We start from the raw sequence: 26496 nt of genomic DNA, 5'->3' as shown, positions 1-26496 counted from the left end.
TTATCTCTAATTTAAATTTACAGCCTAAGGATGCAAACCAATACTTATCTTATAAATCGTCGTATCTTCAATTTTAACTTCCTGACTATCAATACTGTCATTGCTAAAATCTAGGCTACGATCAATACTTTTTCCTACCTCTAATGTAAGCCAAACCTTTTTCCACAAATGACGCCGAAGTCCAAGCGTTGCATTCCAGCCTTTATAGGATAGATTTAGACGCTGCTCTTCATTTCTAGTTTGATAGCGCCAATTGCCTCCCGAGGGGGCAATGGCAGAAAATGCAGCCCAGGAATTGTTAAACCTATGCTCAGCTTTCGTTACTGGGAAGCCGAAATCATATCGTGTGTGTGTAGAGGTTTGATAGCTATATGCCACCATGGGAACAGGTTTGTATTCACCGAACAACCGATTCATGCCCAAACCAAATGTATAGCTATGTGGGCTAGATTCGTCTCTGAATCGCCATAGAAGTAGCCCCATCAAAGAGTAGGATTTTTCATCTTTCGCTTTGAGATCGGTATGCCAACTAGGTGTAATATTTAAGATTCTTAACCAGCCATTGTCCTGCTTTTTAATGAACATTAACGGCGTTTTAATAGTATGAAGTGTAAGGCTTGACGCAGACGCGGGGTTTGGAACTTGAAATACGCTTTCCTCATAGGATAAATGCGGAATAAAAGTATGTCCGAGTAGGGCGTATCGATTAATCGGAAGTTTTAGTCTGGACCTGTGAATGGCTAAGTGCAAATCTGAATCTGCTAATTGTGCTGAATCTAACTGAGAGTATTGAATACCCATTGCCATGGGTCTGGGCACTAGGTCAGATTTGTCATCTGCCCATGAGGGAATAATGACTATGCTGAGAGCAAGAATTATAAGAGGATAGAAACGCATGATAGCACTGGTTAATAAATGTTAGCGCCAGTATATCGAATCATGTCAGAAGGTGCTTCGTTAGTGCGTGAGACACTCTGTTACTGATAGGCTATGACATTCGGTGGACATTAGTCGCACCGAATGTCGAGTACTGACGTTTAAGAGCCCAAAACCTCGAAGGTTAAGCCGCTTTTGGCTTGCAAGCGTTCGATGAGATCGTCTTGATAAATACTAGCAGGCGTCCAAAAGCCGCCGGCTTTTTCGTCTTTATTAATGTTTGCAAGACAAACTGCAGCTTGGCCAAGCATTTTAGCCGTGCTGCCATATCCAGGATCGCGATCGCCGACTACCTTTGCGATAATTTTTTTGCCAGACGGGGTCTGTCCATAGAAGCGCATGTCAAACATACCTTCTTCTTGTTCTTTCGGACTTGGACCTTCGCCAGGCTTAGGTACAAATTTCTCTAATAACCAGCGCGTTGGGGCAATAGCGGCAAAAATCATAAACCATTTCAACATGCGCCCCATGCTCTTGGCGCGTTTTTCACCTTTTTTCCCTTTACCCATCATCATGGCCTCACTGTATTTGAAGTCTTGGCCATAGGCTTTGTCTTGCAATACGTTTGAACGATGCACAACTCGAGTGTTTACCGCAGCCATAACAAAAGGCCCAATCCAACCATCAACATTTTCATCAAACTCTGCGCCGCCCACATTGTGTTGGCGAGTTTTGAAGCCATGATCGCTTGGGCAAATACTGTACGGATTTTGTAATTCTTTGCGCAGTTTAGGGTCTTTTGCCGCTTCTTTTGCGATGTTCATCATACTTGCCACGGTACCACCGCTGGCACCTCCTTTGAGTTTGGCCACACGCATATCAATTTGGTGACACATTTCGCCAAAGGTTTTTTGTGCTTGCTGCTGAGTGAAGTAAACGCCTAAATCGGATGGAATCGAGTCAAAACCACTGCAATGAACAATGCGTGCGCCCGTTTCTTTTGCTTTCGCTTCGTACTTGTCCACCATGCGTTTGTACCATTGAACTTCACCAGTTAAATCGCAGTAATCGGTGCCTGATTCAACACAGACTTTAACCAGGGGTTCACCGTACAGTGCATAAGGACCGACTGTGCTGACAATGACACGAGCTTTATCTGCCAATGTTTTGAGCTGCTCTTCGTTACTCGCATCAGCGATAAAATGAGGAACATCTTGCGCACCGTGTTTACTTTTAATGGCTTGTAGTTTTGACTCGCTACGCCCAGCCATGGCCCATTTGATTTCACCATTGGTGCCATAGGTTTTGTGCATATAGCCCGTTAATATATCGCCAACGAAACTAGTGGCACCAAAAATAATAATGTCGTATTGAGAATCAGCCATTTCGCCCTCTGTTTTTATTATTCAATGAACATGTAATCGATAGACTTTAACAAGTGTCAGAAGGGAACAAAAGTATTTGCTGGCTTTATATACGCAATATAAGTACCGGCTGTTGATGTCTATAAGGTAGGCTTATTTAAGGAGTTATGAGTTATGAATGTTGAGTTATGAATGATGGATTCTCCGGTCTGTCGCTCCGCGACGCCGGAAAACGACGATTTTGCTTGACATGAGTATCGATAAATCAATCATTGGATACTCACAACTCACAACTCACAACTCACAACTCACAACTCACAACTCACAACTCACAACTCACAACTCACAACTCACAACTCACAACTCACAACTCACAACTCACAACTCACAACTCACAACTCACAACTCACAACTCACAACTCACAACTCACAATTCACAACTCACAACTCACAATTCAACTAAGAGACCTTAGTGATGCGATAACGCTGCCCATTTCCTAATTTGAATTCATCATCGATACCCAATCCCATTATGGCTTTTGCAATAGGCGTATCTGGCGTGAGTGTATGAATGCTTTTCTCGAGGGTATAGCCACCGGCACAGGGTAATATAAATACATCGAGGTTTTTATTGGTCTGGCTGTTTATTAGCTGTACAAAAGCACCTAAATGTATTTCGTCATCTTCATCAAAAGTACGCAGATCAAAGTGGTTTAGTCGAGCGATTTGTTGCTGAAGGTTGTCAATGCGTTCGCTTTGACCATGTGCAAGATACGCTTGTTCTAAACCTAGCGTATCGTATTGGGTCTCGGCCTTGCTTTGTTCGTGGGTGGCGGCATTGTGGGCTTGTTCGGCAGCTTTGATATGTTCATCGATATCGGCAAGCAGTTGCTGAACGAGCTGATCTAGTAAAGTATGTTTATCCATAGGCTAAGTCTACCCTATGGATAGAATGTATGACGATCATTATTGCGGTGGGGCGATTTGATTCCCAACGCTTTCGTTGACTCGGAACCAGCCTGCAATACTGTGTCGATGCTCTCTAGCAGGTAACACTTCATGAGGGAAATCCTCACTTAAAAATACAACCAAGGTGCCTGGCATTGGACTCACACGGGTAAGTTCGCTGTCGTGATTATGTTCATCATAAATCACCAACTCGCCACCATAGTTGCTTTGCCATTGAGGGTTAAGGTAGAGCACGGTACTCAATACACGGCTGCGACTGCCCTTGAAAGCATCTAGATGTTTCTTATAGAAAGCGCCTGGCTCATAGTGTGCCATATGGGCCTCATAGCTGAAGAGACCCAGCATCAGGCGCTTATTGATTTCTGTTTGTAGGCCTTGCGCCCAATGGAACCATTCTCTCTCACACTCGCGTTCTTCCGACAACCAATGGATCTCGTCGCGGCGCACGAATTGATTTACTTGGTGTTCATCTTGACGGCCAGTACCTGCGACTTTGAATTCTTGGCTAGAGAGGGTAGCAATATGGTTCATCAAGGACTGTAATAAAGCTTGAGGTAGAGCATTATCGATAATGCTGTATCCTTGTGCATAGATGTCATCGCAGATTTTCTGATAGATTTCAGATACCGAGGGGTCTCTCTCTTGCGTTAAATCCATGATCCAGCCCTAGTGTAAAAGGCGGATTATAGAGAGGTCCGTAACCCAAGTAATAAAAACATTTTTATCGTGAGCATAAGCAATAGCTATCCATGGCAGGGTTTGGGTGACCATATCTTGCACTATGAAGACGCCCAGCCCTTACCCATAACTGTGTATACGGCTAATCGTCCGCCGATACAGCCCTTCGAACATCCAAATGGCGTTGTGCCGCTGGCGGACGCCGATATCTCTTATATCGCACAAATGACAGGTAATCATTGGCGTAAGATCTTTAATGTTTACGCCAAGCTTATGCATAGCGCTTTTCCGTTTTATGACAAGTGGCAGACCTATCGAGAGCACTGCTTATTGCAGGCACGAAGCGGAACACGATTATTGTTTGGCTGCCATGATATGAGTAATCAATTTCAATGGGATGCGGGTTTACATTTGATAATGGGTAAGCAACATGCCGAAGACTGCGGTTTACAATATGAAAATAGCCATGACTTCACGCCATTATCAACCCGCATTTTTCAGCATCGTCAACGGCCGTTATGGGTGTGCCCATATTTTGATTATCGCCAGTTGAATAATGAACAAATTGAAATACTAGCTCACGCAATGCGTCAGTATTGTCAGCGTATGGGATACTTAAAAAAGGGGAATATACTTTGATTTGGGCAGTACTGATTGCGCTTTGGGTTCTACTTGTTGTCGTTATTTTGTTTAAGCCTTTATGGCTAATGAACTATTTATTGTCTCCAGTAGGAGCCACATTTGCAGGGGTCAAGAGGATTAAAAACCTACAATATGGTCAAGATGCTCGCCAAAGCATGGATGTTTATCTACCTATCGAATACAGTGCGGATACTCCTTGGGTGATGTTTGTCCATGGCGGAGCTTGGGATACTGGGCACAAAGATGAATATGCGTTTGCTGGTAGAGCTTTAGCTGAGCTTGGGTTTGCCTGCGCGGTGCCGACTTACCGATTGTATCCAGCTGTTAAATATCCTCACTTCATTGAGGACATAGCTGAAGCCGTTAGGCGGCTTCCCTCATTGATCGACGCGAAAAGTATTGACAGCCAAGGGCTTCGGCAAAACGGTTTTGTTATGATGGGTCACAGTGCAGGAGCACATACTGGCGCAATGCTCGCGACACACGAGCAATATCTGCAAGAAAGCGATACTTCTATTAATCAGTTTATTGGTTTAGCTGGGCCTTATGACCTGCCTTTAGACGATCCACTAGTAGTGGGTAAGTTTGATGGTGTAAGAGTTTACGACGTAAGTGAAATACGTGAAGACTATGGTCATGAGCACAATGCTCACGAGGCGAATCCAATAAACTGGGCTCATGAAAACATGCCACCATGTCTATTAATACACGGATCTGATGATGTAACAGTGGGTCCTTACCATAGTGAACGTTTTTCACGTCGTTTAGAGCAATTACACGTAAAGCACGATTGCATTATGATTGAGGAGGTCAATCATCGTCATTTGGTCGGCGCGTTATGTTATGGTTTGCGTTGGTTGAACCCCGTATACACCATGATCAGTGATACACTCAGAACAACAAAACATTAACATCGAACAATTGGAAATACGCTTATGCTTACTATGCTCGCAAAATTTCTAAAGATACTTGGTAGTGATGCATCACCATTGCAAATTGCATTTGGCTTTGCTTTGGCTTTGTTTATTGGATTAACCCCATTCTTTAGTCTGCATAATTTAGTCATCTTATTTATCGCCTTTGTCACTCGCGTCAATCTTGGGGCTTTCTTCCTAGCAAGTGCAATTTTTACCCTAATCGCTTATTTGATTGATCCTTGGTCTATTTCGCTGGGCGAGTATTTGCTAACGCTACCGGACTTACAAACTGTTTGGACCAGCTTGTATCAAAGTGATTTCTGGCGTGCTTTTAAGTTTAACCATACGTTGCTGATGGGCAGCTTGGCTATTTCAGTTATTGCGTTTATTCCTGTTTTGATTCTGAGCTATGTATTTGTTGTTTTTTACCGTCATAAATTTATGGCATGGGTTGAGAAACTAAAAATCACAAAATGGTTAAAAGCCAGTAAGTTCTACAAAGTCTATGAAGAGATGGGGGCCTAATATGTTGAAATGGATCCGCTGGTCAGGCATCGCAGGCTTTTTAGTGGTCATGGCGTTAATTGCAAGTTTCTGGTTATTCGCTGCTGGCCCATTAGTGAAAATGACTATTGAATATTTTGGATCACGCACTGCAGAGGCCGAAGTTAATGTTGAGGATGTAAGCTTTGCATTTAATCCCTTAGCGATCGAAATAACAGGTGTTCAAGTGGCTGATAAAGACGCACCTATGACAAATTTATTCAGTTTTGATAAAGCGGTAGCGACCATCGAACCGCTACCGTTATTGGTGGGCAAGGCGGTGATTCCTGAATTGGTGTTAGATGGCGTAGCAACTGGTACAGAGCGTTCACGTTCGGGAGCCTTAATTGAGAAATCGACTGAATCCCAGCAACAAGCGAAAACGTCGCAAGAAAGTGACGACAATACCGAAGATAAGGCTTTCACGTACGACCCGACAACCAAAGATAAATTACCCAGTGTTGACGAGATCGTTACCCGTGAAAACCTGCTGACAGAGCAACGTGGTAAAGCGTTAGAGCAAGCCGTGAAAGATCATGAAATGGCTATTAATCAAGCGGAGGATAATCTACCAACCGAAGATTCATTAAAAGATTATGAGCAGCGTCTAGATCAAATTCTCTCTGGTCGCTTCAAAAGCGTTGAGGACTTTAAACAGCGTAAGCGTCAGTTTGAGGATCTGAAACAGCAGTTCAAGCAAGATAAACAAGCTATTCGCAATGCCAAGCAAACCATTGAGACGGCCAAGTCGGATTTGAAGCAAAAATGGTCAGCATTGAAGCGTGCTCCTAAAGAAGACATTAATAATATTAAAAATAAATACACCCTTGATGCGCAGGGCACAGCCAATCTAACCGCTCTGTTATTTGGTGATGATATGGGTGGCTATGCTGCAACGGCGCTTAAGTATTATGAAATGGCTCGTCCATATTTAGTGAATGAAGAGTTGAAAGCAACCAAGACGGAAGCGAAAGCAGCACGTTTAGAGGGGCGTTTTGTTCATTTCGAAACCGATAGACCGGTTCCGGATTTTTGGATTAAGCAAACACGTTTTAGTGTAAAGCTTCCTGAAGCAACGGATAAGAGCGGACAGTTACGTAGCATGGGGAATGTGAAAGTGCGTATTCAAGACATAACGCATCAGCCTGATGTTATTAACAAACCGATGACACTGCTGGCGACCGGCACTGATTTAACCACCATGGATGCCCTAACTTTAAAGGGACGTTTTGACCATCGTCGTGCTGTAAATGACGGTCGCGGTGAAGACAAGCTAAATCTCACCATTGAAAACTGGCGGCTTTATGAAATGAAGCTAGGCCTTGCTGGTCTCTCGATTGAAGAAACTAATACACAAGTGAGCGCTAATGCAGTATTGGTTGGAAGAGATTTGAATGCACAAGGTGTTATGACGTTTAGCAAATCTGCGTTTTCCTCGTCCGACCGTACGGTATTGGCAAAGGAAATGCTGGCGGCTTTGCGAACAATCGATCAGTTTAATTTAGAGGCCAGTGCGAAGGGTGAATTTAATGACCCTGATCTCCGTATTGCCAGTGACTTGGATCGTCAGTTGGAGAATGCTTTTGATGAGCGCATTGATCAAAAACAAGCAGAGTTCGAGCAAAAACTAAAAGATAAACTTAATGAAAAATTGCTGAGCTATTCTGGTGATTATCAAGCACAACTGAAAGACTTGAACCTGGCTGAAGGCCGTTTAAGCGATAAGCAAGAAGCGTTGGAAAACTTAGCAAAGGCTGAGATATCGAGTTATCAAGACCAATTGAAAGCCGAAGCGAAAGCAAAAGCCGAGAAAGAAAAGGCCAAAGCCAAAGCAGAGGCAGATCGTAAAAAGAAAGAGCTAGAAGAAAAAGCGAAAAAAGCACTGAAAGACCTATTTTAATGGTGCTGATGTTTCGTGGATGGTGGTTAGTGGTCAGTGTTGAGTTTGCACGTTATCCCCGCGAAGGCGGGGGCCACAGTCTGTCATTCCCGACTCGATCGGGAATCCATGTATCGGTATGAAATCAACTGGATAGATTCTCAGTCGAGCTGAGAATGACAGCAAAGTTCGTCATTCCCGACTCGATCGGGAATCCATGCCCGATTTGAAATCAAGTGGATAGATTCTCAGTCGAGCTGAGAATGATGATATTTTTCAACACTCAATAGCTATATTCATTTCAGATATATATAGATTAAAATAAGTTCTTTTTAATTATATGATCCCCGGTGTAAAGTGCGCTGTTACTATAGTTTCATCGAGTATTTGTTTTGGATTGGCAAGCAAGCTTAACCTTGGGCCTAATGGTGTTGGCTCTCGGCGTTCTTATTTTCACCCGTCTAGCACCGCATATGGTGATGATGGCGGTCATGGTGGTGTTGAGCATCACTGGTATCCTAGACGCCAATGAAGCCTTGGCTGGCTTCAGTAATGCAGGTCTTGTTACCGTTGCGGCAATGTTTGTCGTCGCTGCAGGAATTCACGCCTCCGGTGGTATCGATTTGCTGGTAAACAAGGCCTTAGGTCAACCTAAAGGCCTGCGTGGTGCATTATTACGTATTTTCGCACCCGTATTTGGGCTCAGTGGTTTCCTCAATAACACCCCTGTCGTCGCCACCATGATTCCAGCGATTCACGCATGGTCGCGCAAAATTAATATCCCGAGTTCCAAACTCATGATCCCGCTGAGTTATTGTGCCATTTTAGGCGGTACCTTGACGTTGATCGGCACCAGTACGAATCTGCTCGTTGCAGGCATGTACAATGAGATCACAGGTGAATCTCAGCTCTCTATATTTTCTATTACCGCAGTGGGTTTGCCCGTGGCCCTAATGGGCTTGGTATTTATGTGGTATTTCTTTCCAAAATGGCTGCCAGATCGCAGTGATAAAAGTGGCTTTGCCAATTTACGTGAATTCACGCTCGAGGTGGCGGTAGCTCATCATGGTCCATTAGTGGGTAAGTCTGTTCAAGAAGCTGGTTTGCGTGATCTAAGCCAAGTGTACTTGGTCGAGATTGAGCGTAATGATACCGTTGTAACGGCAGTATCATCAGAAGAAAAACTCCAAGGAGGCGACCGTTTGGTTTTTGCGGGAGAAACGGAAGCCATATCCGATTTGTTACGCATTAATGGTATCGAACCTTCAACGGATGGTGATTATTCAGAAAGTATTGCCATCGAGCGTGCAGAACGTCGTTTGGTAGAAGTTGTGGTTTCGCCTCACTGCGATGCTTTGGGTAATACCATTCGTGATTCGAAATTCCGTAATCGCTATGGCGCAGTGGTTTTAGCAGTAGCGCGCAATGGTGAACGTGTACAGGGTAATTTGGGCAGTATCCGTTTAGAAGCAGGTGATACATTGTTGCTTGAAGCTCGTCCTGCATTTGTGAGTCGTCAGCGTTTTAACAAAGACTTTTTGTTGGTTAATGATTTAGACAGTGAGCCCCCCCGCCATGAACGGGCTTATTTATCATGGGGTATCTTGGCGCTCGTGGTATTGCTTGCCGCATTTGGTGTGACATCGATGTTGAATGCATCATTATTAGGGGCAGGCTTAATGATCGTTTCTGGTTGCTGTTCTATTAGCCGTGCAGAAAAAAGTTTGGACCTAACAGTGATCGTAACTATAGGAGCATCATTTGCCTTAGGAGCGGCACTGCAAAAAACCGGAGCAGGGCAAGCTATTGCTGGAGGTATTATTGATCTAAGTTTTGGTATTCCTTGGTTAATGCTGATCCTAACTTATATCACTGTATCCATGCTGACTGAGAGCATCACCAACAACGCGGCAGCCGTTTTAATGTTGCCCATTGTGTTAGAGATTACCGAGAAGGCGAGTTTAAATCACGAGCCGTTTGTATTTGCAGTCATGATGGCAGCCTCTGCCAGCTTTGCTACACCACTAGGTTATCAAACTAACTTGATGGTATACGGCCCAGGTAATTATCGCTTTACGGACTTCTTGAAAGTGGGTCTACCCATGAATGTGTTCATCGGTGTCATGACCATTTCGGTGTTATTAATTGGCTGGCCGCTTACTCAATAAAAATGAAGCGACAGATACAGATTGAAGTGGCGTGATGCCGCTTCTGCTTGGTGAGTCTAGTAAGCCACAGCCAATCGGAAAAAAAATCCATAACCAAAGTTACTAGATTCGGTAAATATCTCACCTTCGGCTCCCGAGCCACTCGCGTAATCACTTTCAAATAAATTAACATGCAGAGATCCTTCTACGCCGATGCTTGCACCTACAATCGCGCTAGAAACTGGGAATACCACTTGATAGCCGGTGCCATAAACTAAGCGTGAAGTAAGCAGCGAGGTGGCTTCTGCAACTTCTAGTGTGGTGCCTTCCCCTGGGCGGCCAACACTGGCTGCAACGGCCTCTGTTGCCTCTGCATAATCGGTTTCAACTTGTTCTCCTGGCGTGTATACGGCGATGCCGGTCATTACGTCTGCTGAGAAAAAGAAACCCGACTCGGATTGACCGGTGCGCTCGACTTTTTCAAATGCTTTACTAAGCGGATCCAGTCGCACCCAAAGGCCATATGTTTCAATAGTGCCCTCTGCATCGACTGCTTTGTAAGGGTAAGTGCCTTCAGGGTGATAGTTCTCAAATTCACCTGTGCGATTATTGAATCCAAACTCATAGCTTTGGAAAGTATCAATTGATAGTAAAACTGGGGACACCGTTTTTTGATAGCCTAGCCCGACAATGCGATCGCCATACATTTCCCAACCTAAACCTAAAAATGAAGATTCTCCCTCAAACGATGCTTCATTGGGCAACAAGGTTTGGAATAATTCATCAGGGTCTTGGTTTCCGGGAAAGCGAGCTTCATCGGTTTGTTCAAAGCTGCCTTCAATAGTCCCTTGGCTAGCGACAATAACGGTACCTCCCCAATTGAATAAGGCTTTCAATTGATCAACTTCATTGTCCGCGTTCAAGAGTGCTGATACTTCAACAGAAAACTCTTTTTCTGATGGACTAGAGTAGGTTAACTCCGTAAAAGTAGAGCTGTTAAAATCAATACTGTCCTTTGGAAATACGCCATCGTTATCAAAGATAGGGGTATATTGAGTTTGCTTGTAAGTCACGAGTTGCTTGTCTAATGCATGGCTAGTGAGACTCATGCTGCAAAAGGAAACACAAAGAGGAAGAAAGACAGGTAGGTATTTCATAGCGGTGACCTGACGGCTGCTTTACTTTTAGTAAATCAGGAAATGTGAAATGCATCAACTTTTTGGAGGCCACTTCGGATGAGATTGCATAAAGGTTATAAAAACGCCCAATCAAAATGATCGGGCGTCATAATATTAATCCGCTAAGGGATCGTAGTGAGGCGTGTCTGGAGATGCTTCTGCACGTTCCCACATCTGGATATAGGCTTCAGCAGAATTCATAACCGACTCGTAAATGCGCTGAGGTGCTTGCTCACGAATGTCCTGAACATGATCGGCAACCATTCCGTAATGAGCAATACCGTCTGTATTGAGGTCGAAAACCCGGTTACCTGATTTTTGTTGCTCGAAGGTCAAACCAAATTCTGTCGTAAATGGATACTCAAGCGGATTGATGTCGGTGTCATAACGCGGACCGGCCTGTCCTCCCAAGCCACTCATATCGGTACCAAAGCCTACTCCATTTAAGTATGGTGTATCTTCCACCACATCTAAATAACGGCTAATGCTACCGACGACATTGTGAGCATCGGAGTTGTATGGCGCGCTGAAACCGCCAGAGCGAATTAAGCGCTCGGTATTGCTGTGTACTTCGCCATTTTTGCCATCACGCATCCAGCTATGAGAGGTAATCACACCGCTATAGTTACGCGCTTCAACGATGTCCATAACAGCCGTCGCAGTATCGTTACTCATATGGTCTAGCTCAACCAGCATTTTCTTGTCGATCATACGATTAACTAGATACACCCCTAACTCTGTAATACCGTGCTCGTTACAATGTTGAATGCTTTCGTCGTACACAGGGTTAAGACCGACACCGTTTAAGATGTCGCGAATTACAGGCACATCGCCAATTAACGGGAAGCCAGATTTAAAGTAGCGTCCCTTGGTATGGTCATCACATTCTTTGGTTTCAAAGAAGCGTCCGCCCGAAAGCCACTGACCTAAGTTGATGAAGCCATCTTCAACAGCGGAACCAGCCAACTGATTATCGAATTTATGAGTTGGGTAAATGGTTCGAATACCCATGTCGTAAAGTTCGTTCAGTTGAGCTTCAATACTGTCTTTAGAGCATGAGTCTTTTAGTCCACAGTTAAATGTTTCTGAAGCCTCAACACCCATTAGCACAGCCATTTTACCATCCGCGATAACTTGACGAGCTTGTTCTGGTGACGTTACTAAGCGGAAGAAACCTTCACCTGGCCCGCCGCTTTGTGCATCAATGTAGTCTTGCATTTCATGTAGGCGTTTAGCTTGTAAGCGAATGCTATCCATCGTGTTACAGCTATTCGGATTAATCCAACTCGCTGGGTTAATGGTTTTTTGCACGTTACATAAAACTTCGTTTTCAACGAGGTCTGTGACCATTAAACGTAAGCCGGAAAGATAAGCACGCTCAATCCATTTGTAGTAATAACCACTGTGGCTCATTTGCTTGTGGTTCGGCCACCATGGGAAGTCTGGCCAACCACGAGTATCGTACCGCATGTTAGGATCTTCAAAGGTATAAAGATTACCGATTAAATCCAGCGAGCCATTCGGACCATGAATATCCTTACTGTCTTTTAAGGCTTCTTCTACGCCCCAGCGATGAAACGGTTTACCCGCCATCATTTTGCCACCCATGAATTCATATGAAGTAATATGTGTATGCGGGTCTACATAACCGCGTATGGGCTGATTCACATTACCTTTCAAGTTATTCACATCGCCGGTCACGTTCGTGGTCACTTCGGGGTAAGGCTTACAGTTTGTTTGTGCTACGAGTTTGAAACTGTCTTCACTGTTAAAGTTAAAAGGATTTAACAAATCGAAGAAATACAAACCACCATCATTGTAGTTGTGTCGTAGCTTCATGTTTAAGCCAGTGCCATGAAAACTAAAGCGCTCGGAACCTTGCTTTTCAATCGTCCACTCGGCAAATTTTCCGGCGTAACGGCCAGCGCCTATTTGACCCGGTAAGTGTGTTGCAAAATAGCGGCCATCGCGATCAGTCAGCATAAAGCGACCTAAACCGGTTGGCTTCACAAAGAAACGGGTGGCGCTATCTTTGCTGATATTCGCAAAGCGATAAGATAGACCATTGTCTACAGGACTCCCGTTATTGAATTTCTGAAGATAATTCCCATTTTCCGGCGACTGTATTGCATAGCATTGCTGCGCAATACTGTGAGCATCACCGTTGTAGCCTGGGGCTTGTGGTTGAGATTGTGGCTCCGGTGCCGATGAAAAGCCCAGCACCCCTGCTGACAAGCATGTTGCAAAAGCTAAGGTACTCACCTTAACCGCTGCACAAGTCATTCTAAATGTACATTTCATGACTATTTCTCTTTATCGTTTTTATAGGATCGGAATGGAGAGTGCTTTCTCCTTTTTACAGTAAAGAGGAGGAGGTCATATTGCCCCATGTGTTATGTGGCCAAAAAACAATCAAATTAAGACAAAATCATCGGTGCTGGCGCAGATGGGAGTATGTTGGCCGAAAAAGACTGAGTTGGTGTCTTAAAGCGTCAGGAGGTTTGTCTTTTTTCCTGAATCAAACGAAATACATGGGCAGCGGCCTTTGCATCGTCAAGAGCGCGGTGATGGTTCTCTAAATCAATGTCTAGGGCGGCGCAGAGTTTACCCAGTGAATAAGAGCTATGGCCTGGTAAATATTTACGAGACATCTGTACGGTGCAAAGTTTAGGTGCATGAAAACGCCGACCTAAACGCTCAAACTCACTTCTGAAAAAACCATAATCAAAATTAACGTTATGAGCGACAAATACTGAACCAGCGCAAAACTCAGCAATTTCATCAGCCACATCATCGAAAACAGGGGCGTTGGATACCATTTCATTACTGATGCCCGTTAAGCGCGTAATACTTTGCGGAATATGACGCATGGGGTTGATTAAGCTCTGCCATTCATCAACAATTTCGCCATTCAATACCTTGACCATACCCACTTCGGTTACTCTATGTTGTTCCTTTCGCCCACCCGTGGTTTCCACATCCACAATCACATAAGGTTGTTCAGGATTAATTTTCCAATCCGTCGTTTGCACTCGCACATCAAAACCGTTGCGCTTTAAGCTTTGCAAACTGATTAATTGGTTACGCCTCAGCTGATCTCCCGGTGCTTTTATTTCTTCAAAGCGAATACCATTATCGTCAATGATCATTAAATCCGGATAGCCATCACAAAGTTCATGAAACTGTTTAGCCATATTGCGTAAATGTTCTATTAATCCCGGTAAAGAGCCGTACTGAATCAACAAGGTTAACGGCTCTAGCAAACTTGCATGCCAATGGAACAAGCCGTTACGTTGCCCGTAATGACGTGCCCAATTACTCTGAATGCATTTTAGTAGATCCGTTTTACTGCGAATGGATTGTAAACGTGATTCGATTGCAGAGGATAAAACAGCATAAAACTGCCGCTGTTTGATTAATTTAGGTTTAAAGTCGAACTCAGAATGAAAGCCAGACGCTTCATGCTCATACAGTTCATGCCAAAAGAATAAAGTGAAAAGGGCGCGCCAAATATTGTTTTCACTATGAAAAGCGCGTACACCTGAACGTTGATAATGATCAATCACGCCACCTTCAGCATAACCGCGGTAGGCTTCATCTAAAGAAATAGGTGACTCACAAGCCCGCAACAAATCTGTCAGTAAACTTGTCCGTTTTTTATGAAACTTACGCTGTAAAAAGTCTTGCGCAAAAATCAATAAGTGTTCTGAACTAGGATCATCAATAATATCTTGTAAGCGTGTTTGCACTTCATCATGCTCCCCCTTTTGATACAGTAAACGAATGCTTTTTTCGATTGCTGCAGGGTCATGACTAAGCTCCAGCACACTCATCGCTAAGTGATCTCTATCTGTGGCTGAGAATGTGTCTGATAGTGGCAACGATAATAAGCGCTTTCCGAGGCGGTAAAATAACTTGTCTCTATGGCTTTCGGCCTGCTGACCGTCCGCTTCATTAAACGCCTTAGCTTTCCGAGCAAAGTCGGCTAAATCATCGTCACTGGTTAGCTTAAGATTTTGGTTTTGTAAACTGAAGAAAAAAGCTGACTTGGCCTGATCGAGATCATCAAAGCGGGCACCATTAATGTGTTGCTCCTGATGAGTATGCATAATGCCCATGTCGCGAAGCGAAAATTGATTTAAGCGACCACGCAAGTGACCAAAATATAAAAATAACCAATATTGAACGACATCCGCTTTGGCAATCACGTGATATTGCTGCATTAGAGCAAAAGGTGCATTCATGAGGCTGCATGGCGATACATGGTGCTGTACCCAGCTTAACCAACGACTTTTTGTATGGCTTTTTTTGGGGAGGGGCTGTGTATCGAAATCATTAAGTGCAGAACTATGTTCATGATGTTCAAGCCGATAATGCGCAAGGGCTATTAATTCCTCTTTATTTAAAGCTAATAGCCAATCATTGAAGAAAGGTTCAGTAACACCTTGAATAAACCCCGCGTGCTCTAAATCAGCCAGAGCCGATGGGATATCGGACACTTCCGCGTAGCGAAAATCGCCAGTTTTAATGACATCACCTTTGCGATTAAGCATTCGCACAAATACACATTGAGCCTCTTCTGGCAGTGCTTTAAACGCGTTTAAATGTGCCCAATCACCCTCATCCAATAAATGACGGCAAGTATCAGATAGATAGCTCAAAAACTCACAGAAATGAGTGAGATAGTACTTCTCAGGTAGTTCTTTCAAGATAAATCAATAAATCATTGAAGCTGTATTTATATACAGTATATTTATAAAGTGGCGAAAATCAACGGCCAATCCAAGAATAACGCGCACAGAAAATGCGCGTTTATACTGGCGATCAGAGACAAAACCATGCAAAATCAAAGGACTATAAAATCAAGCGCAGTGCATAGAGGACCTCGTGATTCTGGAAAAACGAGCATGCGCGTTTTTGCCGCTGAGCAAGAAAGGGAATTCATCAAAAAATCCATTTCTTTCAAATACTTAGCTGCGATTACGCCTTATCTCCTCAACCGGAAAAACGCGCACGCGCATTATTAAAATAATGAAATGGACACCCCTTCTATACTGAGTTGGTCAGTTAAATAGGAGGTTGTTATGAACCAGATTCATGCAATAGGTATTGATTTAGCTAAGTCTGTTTTTCAAGTATGTGCTTTTGATGAGTATGGAAAGAAGCTCCTAAATAAAGCGCTGCGTAGAAACCAAGTATTAAAGTTTTTGGCAAACATAGAGCCTTGTCTCGTAGGGATGGAAGCCTGCGGCAGCGCTCACTACTGGGCTCGAGAGATAAAAAAGCTCGGTCATAAGGTGAGGCTGATGCCGCCACAATACGTAAAGCCTTATGTTAAGACAAACAAGAATGATAGTGCTGATGCTGAGGCTATATGTGAAGCTGTTAGTCGCCCCACGATGCGATTTGTGACAGTTAAGAGTGAAGAGCAGCAAGCACTGCTTTTATTGCATCGGGAACGTGACGGTGTTGTTCGGGATCGCACTTCCCTAATAAATCGAATAAGAGCTAGTCTCCATGAGTTTGGTATATCAATACCGGCAGGAAGATTTCGACTTAGAAAGTGGTTCCGAGAAGATTTTGGGGTATTAGAAAGCAAGATACCAAGCATGCTGTTGAATCATATCAAGCTTATGCACACGCGTTTGGTTGATATCGAAGCTTACTTAGAGGAATTAGATAGGCAGATTGATTCTGCAAGTCGTAAAAGTGAACAGTGCAAGAAGGTTCAAGAAATTCCGGGTGTAGGGCGGTTAACGTCTTCGGCATTGGTCGCAAGTATTGGTGATGCAAAGGAATTTAAATCTGGCCGTCAACTATCTGCTTGGCTAGGTCTTGTTCCGAGTCAGCATTCGAGTGGCGGTAAGGCATTATTACTTGGTATAAGCAAGCGTGGAGACGCATATTTAAGACGTATGTTTATTCATGGAGCTAGGGCAGTAATTAGGCACACAAAAGAGGGTAAGCCATTTCATGAATGGATCATGGCATTGCTCAAACGAATGCACAAAAATAAAGTGATTGTTGCATTGGCAAACAAGTTAGTGCGTATTGCATGGGCAATACTTGCAAAGCAATCACAGTATTGCGCTACAATCTAAAGCTTTTAAATTAAAGATCATCCAGTTTTGCTTAGTAAAATAGTTGATGACAAGACAGGTAAGACCGTGACTTGGAGATTCTGTGCCTAACATCGTTTCTTTGAAAACGGTAAAATGATTAGAGCCAAGTCAGCGGAGTTCATCAGGGATCAAGGCTGCAGGCCTTAAATAGAATCCGAATAGATGGCTGCAAAACTACTCTTGTTACTAAATATTTTGCTTGCAAAAAACAGGGGTGTCCATAGATGTTATGAGTAATTGAGCATGGACAAAGAGCAGAAGAAGAAACTTAAAGCTCAATTTAAGCAGAATGAGCAAGATGAGATTCGAGCATCAATTCCTATGAGTATTGATGATCTAAAAGATCTCTTATCCTACTTAAACAGGGATTCTGCTCCAGAGTGTGATCACTCACTGAAGGAGTCCATTGAATTCATTAAGTCGCGGAAGCTTGATCCAGAAGTGGTTATTCCTTGGCTTGGAGAGCACGGTGGTTTCTGTGACTGCGAGGTAATCTATAACGTCTATGACGATGTGGGTGACATCGTAGGATGGCACCTTGATGAAAACTCATAACAAGCGGCCGTTTAGGCCACTGAAAAACGTGGCGGGACGCGCAACAAGCGCGCGCTCAAAGGCCGGGCGTTAGCTAAAAGAGGATCAGTTGTGCACCTCGAAAAGCTGGAAGAATGGTTACGTTCACTTCGGCAGGAAGACGATCTGCTTGTTGGCGAGATACGTGTTCCTTTCTTAAGCCAAGAAGATCCAATCGAGGTGTGTTTTGTGGGCCAACAAAGCGCAGTAACCGACAATCAATTGAATACAATGCGGGGCTACCTCGAACGAGTTGAGGATTATCATGCGAAAGCAGTCGAACGTATCTTCAACGAGTATCAGGCGACCATAGAAATCTCCCGGGAAGCATTTCGAGAATGGAAAGAAAACCCTGATGTAAGCGCTCCCCGCATTGACAAGCCCGATGAACTGGCTTCCCTACTGGTATACCAGTCGATGTTCATCCCTGCTTGGCGCGAGGTTGGCACCTTCGGTATGGGCTTCTGGGCTAAGTGGGAAGTTGAACACGGTGTCGGGCTCAGATTCGAGGATTGGCAGATTTCTGAAGCAGGAGAGAATGCCGTCCATTTCCAGTTTGGCTGAAGAATAGCTAACAAGTGCAGGTTGTCGGACAGTTCCTACGCTGCGCTTCGTACCTGCCGCAACTGCAAGCGTTGAGGCTGTAGAAAAACCCCATTTCTTTTATAAATTTTGGTAAAATGCACCTTCGCATAGGGAGGTGTGACAATGCCAAAATTCATTCCTTACAATTACGATCAAACCTCAATGGTTGTAATTAATTTCAAAGATCAATTGCAGTCCGGAACGTTTGAGTACGCAGTTCATTATTTGATTAATGAAAAGCTAGATCTTTCTATTTTCTATCCGAATTACAACAATAGCAGTAGCGGTCGTCCTGCTTATGATCCAGCCATTTTGTTGAAGATTATTTTGTTTGCGTACTCCAAGGGCATTACTTCTAGCCGTGAGATTCAATGGTGCTGCGAAACCAATATCATTTTTAAGGCGTTGTCCTGCGATACGGTACCCCACTTCACAACCATTGCCTCCTTCGTGAGCGGTCATTCCTCTGAAATTGAAAACCTATTTGAACAGATCCTTTTAATCTGTCACGAGCAAGGATTGCTAGGTAACGAACTGTTTGCCATTGATGGATGTAAGATGTCATCCAATGCGGCAAAGGAATGGTCAGGTACTTTTAAAGAATTAGAGGAAAAGCGAGCAAAGATAAAGCGCTTGATCAAGCATCATATTACCGAGCATAAAAAGATCGATAAAAACGAATCCCTTGGTGAGGAACGAGCCAAGTGCGCTCAGCAAGCCATTAAAACTTTATCTGATGCTTACGATAAGATTGATAAGTTCCTAAAGACGTCTAGTCCAAGGATGGGGCAAGGCAAGAGAAAACAGGAAGTTAAAAGTAACATCACCGACAATCAGTCAGGCAAGATGACCACCAGTAAAGGAACCATTCAAGGCTACAATGGTGTGGCAACGGTCGATAAAAAGCATCAAATCATTATTGATGCGCAAGCCTTTGGAGAGGGCCAGGAACACCATACGTTGAGGCCTATTATAGAAAAAGTGCGAGAAAGATATAAGCGAATAGGCATTAGCAAAGATATCTACAAAAAGAAAACCATAGTGACTGCCGACACGGGCTTCGCCAATGAAGCTAATATGAAATATCTATATGAATCGGGTATTAATGCCTACGTGCCGGATAATCAGTTTCGAAGCCGAGATCCTAAGTTCGCACGACAAAAGAGAAAATACGGTAAGCGTCATCAGAATGAAAAGAAAAAAAGCCATGTTCGAAATGTGATTCCACCCAGCGAGTTTCATTTTGACCCTGTTAATCTTATTTGTGTCTGCCCAGCCGGCGAAACATTAAGTTATCAAAATACTCGAACTTCAGAATCCGGAGCACCAAAAGCCTTCTTTAATGGTCGCATCATGCAATGCAGAAACTGTGAGTTAAAAACCAAGTGCATGCAAAATCCAGCATCTGCTGATCACAGAAAAGGCAGTGGCCGACAAGTCTCATTTACGCTATCTCATAAGCGTGGGCCAACATACACAGATTGGATGAAGCATAGAGTCGATAGCCAAGAAGGCAAGCAGATTTACAGTCACCGAATGTCGGTAGTAGAACCTGTCTTTGCCAATATCGGAACCAATAAAGGATTGAATCGTTTTAGTCTACGAGGGAAGGCAAAAGTTGAATCCCAATGGCAGTTGTATTGTATGGTTCATAATATTGAAAAGTTAACGAATTACGGGCAATTAAGTCATTAATATAGACATATAGCTGCCTCATAGTTTTATCTTCATTATTTTAGTGTTTAAGGTTGATAATTAAAATTGATGTGGCAAATTAACAGCTAATTAAATAAAGAATATAGGCTGCAGGAAATCACTGTCTCAAAATTGGTTTTTCTACAGCCTCGTTATGAACTTTAAGGAAGAATCGTGCAAATATTAGAGCTTTTAGAACTCACGTTCTGGATTGATAGAAATATAAAATCACCTGCGATCACTCAGAAATACCAACAGCTACAAGCAGTAATTCAGCAGAATGTTAATGCTAGGAACAATCAGGCAAAGCAACCTTTTGAAGTCCAAAAAAATGCAGTTATTGACGAAATCATCGATATATCTACAAGTTCCCTAACAAACGAGCAAGAAAGGATGCTTTCATCGTTTGGAATATTGGATCACCTTGGCCAAACCGGTGTCGATAAATTAGAAGGCATTCTTTTTAAAAACTCATTAGATATCGCAACCGCAGCAGTCAAAGTTAACGAGATCGTACAAAAATTCAACATAGCGATCCAAAGATCAGATCAAATCCAAACAAATTTAAAACCACTAATACCCGACTACGAAAGTCAGGAAGAACCTGAGAACAATGAAAATGTGGTTATGAGAGTACATTTTCAAAATGAAGTGTCTTTAGAAAATATTTCAGACTTCAAAAAGTTGGGCAACACATGGTGGGAAATAGGTCGTGGTATAGCTATGGCTCACGATCACTCGCCAGAAGACATAAAAGTTATTGGTGCACAAAAAGGCTCCATAATCATTGAGCTTGCAGTAATTGCTGCTATTGCAACAACTACAAGCACTATCATCTTATCTGCACTAAAAGTTGCAGATCGAGTTCTAACCATAAGAAAGAAAGCTGAAGAAATTAAAGCCTTAAAGCTAAGCAACCAAAAGCTAGAAAATGATCTAGAAAAAGAGGCTGAAAAAGAGAAAAAAGAAGGCCTAGAAAATATAACCAAAGAAATATCTATAAATCTCAATATCAACCAGAACGGTGATGGAGAAAAAGTTAAAGTATTAGAAAAGTCTATTAGAAACCTAATTGATTTTGTGGAAAAAGGAGGCGAAGTAGACTTCTTTACTCCTGATCAAGATGAAGAAAGCGAAGAAATAGAAAAGTTAAGAGTGAACTTTTCTGAAATTAAAAAATTAGAAAAAAGGGTTCTATCTCTTGAGGATAAAAATTCATAACAAATCAATCAACTTCGCACCTTCGGTGCCGGACGCAGCAAAGCTGCGCCGGTTATTGAGGCGTTGAGACTGTAGAAAAACCCCATTTCCTTTATAAATTTTGATAAAATGCACCTTCGCATATGGAGGTGTGACAATGCCAAAATTCATTCCTTACAATTACGATCAAACCTCAATGGTTGTAATTAATTTCAAAGATCAATTGCAACCGGGTACGTTTGAGTACGCTGTTCATTACTTGATTAATGAAAAACTCGATCTTTCTATTTTCTATCCTAAGTACAGTAATCATGATAGTGGCCGTCCTGCCTATGACCCAGCTATTTTGTTAAAGATCATATTGTTTGCGTATTCAAAAGGCATTACTTCTAGTCGTGAAATTCAATGGTGCTGCGAAACCAATATTATATTTAAAGCATTGTCCTGCGATACAGTGCCTCACTTTACGACTATTGCTGCATTTGTAAGTGGTCATACATCCGAGATCGAACATCTTTTCGAGCAGATACTTCTGATTTGTCATGAGCAGGGTCTTTTAGGGAATGAACTATTTGCCATTGATGGCTGTAAGATGTCCTCTAATGCCGCGAAAGAATGGTCTGGTACGTTTAAAGAATTGGAAGAAAAGCGATCAAAGATAAAGCGCCTGATTAATCATCATGTGACAGAGCATAAGGCGATAGACAAGTATGATTCACTTAATGAAGAACGGACTAAGCGAGCTGAAAAGGCGATAGAAACGCTTTCAAAAGCCCATGAAAAAATTAATGAATTCCTAAAGACGTCTGACCCACGCATGGGGCAGGGCAAGAGAAAACAGGAAGTTAAAAGTAATATTACCGATAATCAGTCAGCCAAAATGACCACCAGCAAAGGGACGATACAGGGCTACAATGGTGTTGCGACTGTGGATAAAAAACACCAGATTATTATTGATGCGCAAGCCTTTGGTGAAGGTCAAGAGCACCATACTTTAAGACCGATACTAGAAAAAGTACAGGATAGATATAAGCGAATCGGTATCAGCAACAACATCTATAAAAAGAAAACCATCGTCACGGCCGATACAGGCTTCGCCAATGAAGCCAATATGAAATACCTACATGAATCGGGTATCAATGCCTACGTGCCAGATAATCATTTTCGAAGCCGAGATCCAAAGTTCGCAGAGCAAAAGAAGAAATACGGTAAGCGACACCAGAATGAAAAGAAGAAAGGTTCAGTTCGAAACGTCATTCCACCCAGTGAATTTAACTTCGATCCAGTGAATCTTGTCTGTGTCTGTCCAGCAGGTGAAACCCTTAGCTATCAAAATACCCGCATCTCAGACTCTGGCGCGCCCAAGGCCTTCTTTAATGGCCGAATCATGCAATGTCGAAACTGCGAGCTAAAAACCAAGTGCATGCAAAACCCAGCATCCGCCGATCACAGAAAAGGCAGTGGCCGACAGGTCTCTTTCACGCTATCCCATAAGCGAGGGCCAACCTACACCGATTGGATGAAACATCGAGTCGATAGTAAAGAAGGCAAACAGATTTACAGCCACCGAATGTCGGTAGTAGAACCTGTCTTTGCCAATATCGGAACCAATAAAGGATTAAATCGATTCAGCCTGCGAGGAAAAGACAAGGTCGAATCCCAATGGCAGCTGTATTGTATGGTTCATAATATTGAAAAGTTAACGAATTACGGGCAATTAAGTCATTAAGAGGGTGTTATAGAGCGCTCATAGTGATTATCTACAACATTTTGGTGTTTAAGGTTGATAATTAAAATTGATGTGGCAAATTAACGGCTAATTAAATTAAGAATTTAGGCTGCAGGAAATCACTGTCTCAAAGTTGGTTTTTCTACAGCCTCGTTAGCCAACTGGAGGTAATTTGAAGTTTCAAGTTAGATACAATCCACATTCAGACTTGGCGAATTTAGCTCAATATCAACTTGATTGCCTTGAGACAAAAAGTAGCTCTGGTCATTCCAATGGTATCAGCATGGATATGAAAGCATGTTTAATCTCACATGCATTTCTGGCTGAGGCGTTAATAAATATGGCGGGTTTTGGCTTACTCAGGGAAAGCTTCAAGGAAATGAAATCGTATCACTGGAAACGAAAAAAAGTTTTCTCGTTTTTAAATGTCGAGCATATCGAAGGGTTGCATGAAGTCCTTGATGCACTTCAAGGTGCAAGGAATAGTTTGGCACATGCAAAGCCTGATAGATATGAATACGATCTAGGTGACAGTGAAGACGAATTTGCTGTGTTTAAGCGACCTTATGATGATCTCTTGACGATTGAATTTCTTAAGCATGCAAACTCAGTTCTCGATGAGCTTTGGTATGTAATGGGAAATAATAAGGACATAATGGACTATGGGTTAATTACTTCCGCGGTAGAAGTTGGCTAACAAGCAATTCAACAGGGATAAAAAACTTGCGGGCCATTCGCTTCGCTCAATTTTAGCCCACAATTTTTTACCCGTTAATCGGGCGTTAGTTTCAAGGAGAGGTCGTGAAGTTAATTCTACTAGGTGCGGGAGCTAGTTATGGCAGTGGGCCAACTGAACCATATGCTCCGCCGTTAGGAAATACTCTTTTTAACGAACTAGAAAAGCGTGGAGGAATAGCTGCAACAATGCCTAGCGAGATTAAGGATCTATTTAGAGAGAACTTTGAACAAGGTATGGCAGCTTATACAGAATTCACTAATGATAATACTATTGGATTTCAGAGAGAATTAGCTCATTATCTTGCAAGCTTTACCCCTTTGCCTGGTAATACCTATATCGATTTAATTAAAGAATTTGGAATAAAAAATACTGTATATGTAAGTCTAAACTATGATTTGTTATTTGAGCTAAGTGCAAGTTTAGAGAATATTAATACTTGTTACAGTACGGAAAAACCAGATAATTATGTGTCGCTTCTTAAAATTCACGGTTCTTGTAATTTCTGGCCTCAAATCCCTGTAGGCCAGATGGATGGCGTAACTATTGAAAACTGTAATGTTGCAATTGAAGCACCTGTAAGCTCATTAAATCAAAGAGAAACGCTGTATCGGTGCGAAAAAGAAAAAGGTTTAGCCCCTGCAATTGCCCTTTATGCAGAAGGTAAATCAGTCAAAGTTAGTCCTTCGTATGTAAATAGACAATTAGCAGAATGGAAAGTATCTGCATCTAAAGCAACAAAAATTGCGATTATTGGTGTTAAGGTCCATGAAGTAGATGATCATGTATGGGATATTATTGGGAAATCTAAAGCCAAGGTTTGGTATGTGGGCTTTTCAAGTGATAAATCTAGTTTCGACGTTTGGAAGAGTAACCATAAAAAGAAAAATGCATTTTTCATAGAGTCAGACTTTTCAAAATGTATTGATATTCTTAAAAAAAGGTTTAAATGAAACTAACAAACGCAAGTAATCGGACTTGGGTAATCTGTCACCATTTTTGCAAAAAGCCGCAAAAATTCCGCCATCTCACCCAATCCGTTGTTGCGGGCGTTAGTTTATTAAGGTAAGGGAATCACTTGTCAGATACGGATATCCTCATAGAAGCTCCTAAGCCGACTCATAATGATTTGGCGCCAATGTACTTCTATGTAACATTACTTTCTTTGTTCGGTATTCCACTCTTGTTTATAGCTTTTCCAGCCGGATTTATGCTCACGTTTGGTGCTTTGATAGTCTTTTTATATTTCTATACAAGAATCTCAGCGGTCTACGAGGCCTTTAAGATAGAAGATGATTATCTACAAGTTATTAAGGGCAAGAGGGCTATTTGGAAAGGAAGTGCTAAAGATATTGAATCTGTAGATGTGGATACATTTTCTGAATATCAAGCTGAAAGGGGGATTACGATGGTTGTTTTTTACTTTAAAAACGGCACATCTTGGTCTTTTAGTTATACAAATTACCAAAACGAACAGCTAAAAAAGATCAAGTCAATAATTGAATCAATAAACTAACAAGGCGCTCAAGCTTTGGACGCAGTAAACTGCGCCGCTTAGCATGAGCGTTAACAGAACAATACATATGAACTTCATTCTCATATTAATAATTATCGCTACTATCGTTGGGGCGCTCTATTGGTTCCAGAACAGAAACCGCGAAAAGGTTGTTGTAGCGGATCATGATTTCTTCTCTCGGTTGTGGCTTTGGCCAAAAGGTGAGCATACTCGATGGGAAGCAGAGTATGATCTCATATCAAAATACTCGAACGGTACTATTGGTCTGCACGCAGAAGATAACTATGAAACACTGAGTGATGCAGAACCAACAATTGAAGAAGTAGAGTTTTCAAAGAAGTACATAACCAATTTAGAACGTCTGTTTCCAATAGTGGTTTCAGGTGTTGAAGAAGGTTGGTTCGAATGGTTTCGTGAGGAGCTTCCAAAAGAATGGGAATCTCATTTTATTGTTGATGGTTTTTCGGTCCCACTTAATGGGAACATCGAAAATAAATGGAGTGTCAATCTATTTTGTAAAAAGGCTGGTCATTATTTCTGCTTAAATGTTGAAGGTGGGGTATCTACATTAGAGAGTATTGACGGGTAATCAGCTAAAAAAACCAAAGGCATTGCCCTCGGGGACTGACTTTGCTTTACTCGTTGTTGACCACGAAAATGAGTTTTCAATGGATATTAAATGCATTTCTGGTTTTGCCGCAATAACCAAACATCCTGATGAGAGTGCTTCCTTGTATCAGGAAATATTAGGCTTGCCACTTGAGCATCAAGATGATTATCGCTTTATGGATAAATTTCCTGGAGCCAATCATTTTGGTGTTTGGCCTCTAAAAATGGCTGCGCAGTCTTGTTTCGGACAAGATGATTGGCCAAGTCACATACCAGAACCAACAGCAACTATTGAGTTCGAGCTTGCAAGCGCGGATGCCGTAGGGCTTGCCGTAGAAGAAATGAAAGCCAACGACCAAGTATTTGTTCATGAAACTAGAACCGAACCTTGGGGGCAAACAGTCGCTCGGTTTATCAGTCCTGAGGGCGTACTCATCGGATTGAGTTTTGCACCTTGGTTACACGAGCAAGATACCTAGGGTATTAATTACCGAGACGTAATGTACTATACGGTTATTTTGTTTACTCACAAGTTGGT

General features: G+C 42.5%; 23 protein-coding genes. 16 read left to right on the top strand and 7 right to left on the bottom strand.

Features of this window, described 5'->3' with window-relative positions; genetic code table 11:
• Positions 1-24: 24 nt before the first annotated feature.
• The 4 genes from HF888_RS12345 to HF888_RS12330 form a co-directional block, all read right to left on the bottom strand.
• Positions 25-897, bottom strand: coding sequence for a DUF6268 family outer membrane beta-barrel protein (locus HF888_RS12345; RefSeq protein WP_133308537.1), 873 nt, complete (start codon positions 895-897; stop codon positions 25-27).
• Positions 898-1037: 140 nt separating this feature from the next.
• On the bottom strand, positions 1038-2261 hold the full coding sequence (locus HF888_RS12340) for a saccharopine dehydrogenase family protein (protein ID WP_007019190.1): 1224 nt from the start codon (positions 2259-2261) through the stop codon (positions 1038-1040).
• Positions 2262-2699: 438 nt separating this feature from the next.
• The gene (locus HF888_RS12335; RefSeq protein ID WP_007019191.1) at positions 2700-3167 is read right to left on the bottom strand and encodes a hypothetical protein; all 468 of its coding nucleotides are present in this window, start codon (positions 3165-3167) and stop codon (positions 2700-2702) included.
• A gap of 39 nt (positions 3168-3206) precedes the next feature.
• Complete coding sequence (locus HF888_RS12330; protein WP_007019192.1) at positions 3207-3866, bottom strand: 2OG-Fe(II) oxygenase; 660 nt, start codon at positions 3864-3866, stop codon at positions 3207-3209.
• Between the two features lie 69 nt (positions 3867-3935).
• Between HF888_RS12330 and HF888_RS12325 the strand changes: the two genes are divergently transcribed.
• The 5 genes from HF888_RS12325 (at position 3936) to HF888_RS12305 (ending at position 10036) form a co-directional block, all read left to right on the top strand.
• A complete protein-coding gene (locus HF888_RS12325; RefSeq protein ID WP_007019193.1) occupies positions 3936-4526 on the top strand; it encodes a DUF6942 family protein in 591 nt (196 codons plus the stop codon).
• The gene (locus HF888_RS12320) at positions 4523-5440 is read left to right on the top strand and encodes an alpha/beta hydrolase (RefSeq protein WP_007019194.1); all 918 of its coding nucleotides are present in this window, start codon (positions 4523-4525) and stop codon (positions 5438-5440) included. Before HF888_RS12325 ends, HF888_RS12320 begins: the two co-directional genes overlap by 4 nt.
• Positions 5441-5464: 24 nt before the next feature.
• On the top strand, positions 5465-5971 hold the full coding sequence (locus HF888_RS12315; RefSeq protein WP_007019195.1) for a TIGR03546 family protein: 507 nt from the start codon (positions 5465-5467) through the stop codon (positions 5969-5971).
• A 1-nt stretch (position 5972) separates the two neighbouring features.
• Positions 5973-7889, top strand: a complete 1917-nt coding sequence (locus HF888_RS12310; RefSeq protein WP_007019196.1) for a TIGR03545 family protein — start codon at positions 5973-5975, stop codon at positions 7887-7889.
• A gap of 371 nt (positions 7890-8260) precedes the next feature.
• Positions 8261-10036: an SLC13 family permease gene (locus HF888_RS12305; RefSeq protein ID WP_007019197.1), complete on the top strand. Its 1776-nt coding sequence runs from the start codon at positions 8261-8263 to the stop codon at positions 10034-10036.
• Between the two features lie 56 nt (positions 10037-10092).
• Here the strand turns inward: HF888_RS12305 and HF888_RS12300 are convergent, their stop codons facing one another.
• From HF888_RS12300 to HF888_RS12290, 3 genes are all read right to left on the bottom strand, one after another.
• Positions 10093-11172, bottom strand: a complete 1080-nt coding sequence (locus HF888_RS12300) for a hypothetical protein (protein WP_133308539.1) — start codon at positions 11170-11172, stop codon at positions 10093-10095.
• A 135-nt stretch (positions 11173-11307) separates the two neighbouring features.
• Positions 11308-13494 carry a membrane dipeptidase gene (locus tag HF888_RS12295; protein WP_243469399.1) on the bottom strand — a complete coding sequence of 729 codons (2187 nt, stop codon included), beginning with the start codon at positions 13492-13494 and terminating at the stop codon, positions 11308-11310.
• Positions 13495-13685: 191 nt separating this feature from the next.
• The gene (locus HF888_RS12290) at positions 13686-15902 is read right to left on the bottom strand and encodes an exonuclease domain-containing protein (RefSeq protein WP_007019200.1); all 2217 of its coding nucleotides are present in this window, start codon (positions 15900-15902) and stop codon (positions 13686-13688) included.
• Between the two features lie 375 nt (positions 15903-16277).
• Here HF888_RS12290 and HF888_RS12285 point away from each other — a divergent pair, with 375 nt between their 5' ends.
• The 11 genes from HF888_RS12285 to HF888_RS12235 all read left to right on the top strand — a co-directional run bounded on the left by HF888_RS12285 (position 16278) and on the right by HF888_RS12235 (position 26437).
• Positions 16278-17294 (top strand): IS110 family RNA-guided transposase, encoded by a 1017-nt coding sequence (locus tag HF888_RS12285; protein WP_007017109.1) that lies wholly within the window; start codon positions 16278-16280, stop codon positions 17292-17294.
• Positions 17295-17558: 264 nt separating this feature from the next.
• A complete protein-coding gene (locus HF888_RS12280; RefSeq protein WP_007019201.1) occupies positions 17559-17870 on the top strand; it encodes a DUF2695 domain-containing protein in 312 nt (103 codons plus the stop codon).
• Positions 17871-17960: 90 nt separating this feature from the next.
• Positions 17961-18452 (top strand): DUF6985 domain-containing protein, encoded by a 492-nt coding sequence (locus HF888_RS12275; protein ID WP_007019202.1) that lies wholly within the window; start codon positions 17961-17963, stop codon positions 18450-18452.
• A 144-nt stretch (positions 18453-18596) separates the two neighbouring features.
• Positions 18597-20168 carry an IS1182 family transposase gene (locus HF888_RS12270; protein WP_007017105.1) on the top strand — a complete coding sequence of 524 codons (1572 nt, stop codon included), beginning with the start codon at positions 18597-18599 and terminating at the stop codon, positions 20166-20168.
• Between the two features lie 174 nt (positions 20169-20342).
• Positions 20343-21389, top strand: coding sequence for a hypothetical protein (locus HF888_RS12265; protein WP_007016093.1), 1047 nt, complete (start codon positions 20343-20345; stop codon positions 21387-21389).
• 136 nt (positions 21390-21525) lie between these two features.
• On the top strand, positions 21526-23097 hold the full coding sequence (locus HF888_RS12260) for an IS1182 family transposase (protein WP_007016094.1): 1572 nt from the start codon (positions 21526-21528) through the stop codon (positions 23095-23097).
• Positions 23098-23269: 172 nt separating this feature from the next.
• Positions 23270-23794 carry a hypothetical protein gene (locus HF888_RS12255; RefSeq protein ID WP_207798104.1) on the top strand — a complete coding sequence of 175 codons (525 nt, stop codon included), beginning with the start codon at positions 23270-23272 and terminating at the stop codon, positions 23792-23794.
• Positions 23795-23898: 104 nt separating this feature from the next.
• Complete coding sequence (locus HF888_RS12250) at positions 23899-24786, top strand: hypothetical protein (RefSeq protein WP_007016096.1); 888 nt, start codon at positions 23899-23901, stop codon at positions 24784-24786.
• 125 nt (positions 24787-24911) lie between these two features.
• Positions 24912-25349, top strand: coding sequence for a hypothetical protein (locus HF888_RS12245; protein WP_007016097.1), 438 nt, complete (start codon positions 24912-24914; stop codon positions 25347-25349).
• Between the two features lie 67 nt (positions 25350-25416).
• Positions 25417-25938 carry a hypothetical protein gene (locus HF888_RS12240; RefSeq protein WP_040297315.1) on the top strand — a complete coding sequence of 174 codons (522 nt, stop codon included), beginning with the start codon at positions 25417-25419 and terminating at the stop codon, positions 25936-25938.
• Positions 25939-26017: 79 nt separating this feature from the next.
• Complete coding sequence (locus HF888_RS12235; RefSeq protein ID WP_007016099.1) at positions 26018-26437, top strand: VOC family protein; 420 nt, start codon at positions 26018-26020, stop codon at positions 26435-26437.
• Positions 26438-26496: the final 59 nt, after the last annotated feature.

Source organism: Bermanella marisrubri, from assembly GCF_012295615.1.
GTDB classification, from domain to species: Bacteria; Pseudomonadota; Gammaproteobacteria; order Pseudomonadales; family Oceanobacteraceae; genus Bermanella; species Bermanella marisrubri.
Note: the sequence above shows the minus strand (reverse complement) of the source record. Positions and strands in the feature narration are given on the sequence as shown.

Excerpts from the sequence above, each read along its gene's own strand:
- HF888_RS12285 (WP_007017109.1), top strand. The coding sequence starts at position 16,278 with ATGAACCAGATTCATGCAATAGGTATTGATTTAGCTAAGTCTGTTTTT.
- HF888_RS12335 (WP_007019191.1), bottom strand. The coding sequence starts at position 3,167 with ATGGATAAACATACTTTACTAGATCAGCTCGTTCAGCAACTGCTTGCC.
- HF888_RS12330 (WP_007019192.1), bottom strand. The coding sequence starts at position 3,866 with ATGGATTTAACGCAAGAGAGAGACCCCTCGGTATCTGAAATCTATCAG.
- HF888_RS12280 (WP_007019201.1), top strand. The coding sequence starts at position 17,559 with ATGGACAAAGAGCAGAAGAAGAAACTTAAAGCTCAATTTAAGCAGAAT.
- HF888_RS12270 (WP_007017105.1), top strand. The coding sequence starts at position 18,597 with ATGCCAAAATTCATTCCTTACAATTACGATCAAACCTCAATGGTTGTA.
- HF888_RS12295 (WP_243469399.1), bottom strand. The coding sequence starts at position 13,494 with ATGAAATGTACATTTAGAATGACTTGTGCAGCGGTTAAGGTGAGTACC.
- HF888_RS12300 (WP_133308539.1), bottom strand. The coding sequence starts at position 11,172 with ATGAAATACCTACCTGTCTTTCTTCCTCTTTGTGTTTCCTTTTGCAGC.
- HF888_RS12235 (WP_007016099.1), top strand. The coding sequence starts at position 26,018 with ATGGATATTAAATGCATTTCTGGTTTTGCCGCAATAACCAAACATCCT.
- HF888_RS12340 (WP_007019190.1), bottom strand. The coding sequence starts at position 2,261 with ATGGCTGATTCTCAATACGACATTATTATTTTTGGTGCCACTAGTTTC.
- HF888_RS12260 (WP_007016094.1), top strand. The coding sequence starts at position 21,526 with ATGCCAAAATTCATTCCTTACAATTACGATCAAACCTCAATGGTTGTA.
- HF888_RS12315 (WP_007019195.1), top strand. The coding sequence starts at position 5,465 with ATGCTTACTATGCTCGCAAAATTTCTAAAGATACTTGGTAGTGATGCA.
- HF888_RS12240 (WP_040297315.1), top strand. The coding sequence starts at position 25,417 with ATGAACTTCATTCTCATATTAATAATTATCGCTACTATCGTTGGGGCG.
- HF888_RS12345 (WP_133308537.1), bottom strand. The coding sequence starts at position 897 with ATGCGTTTCTATCCTCTTATAATTCTTGCTCTCAGCATAGTCATTATT.
- HF888_RS12310 (WP_007019196.1), top strand. The coding sequence starts at position 5,973 with ATGTTGAAATGGATCCGCTGGTCAGGCATCGCAGGCTTTTTAGTGGTC.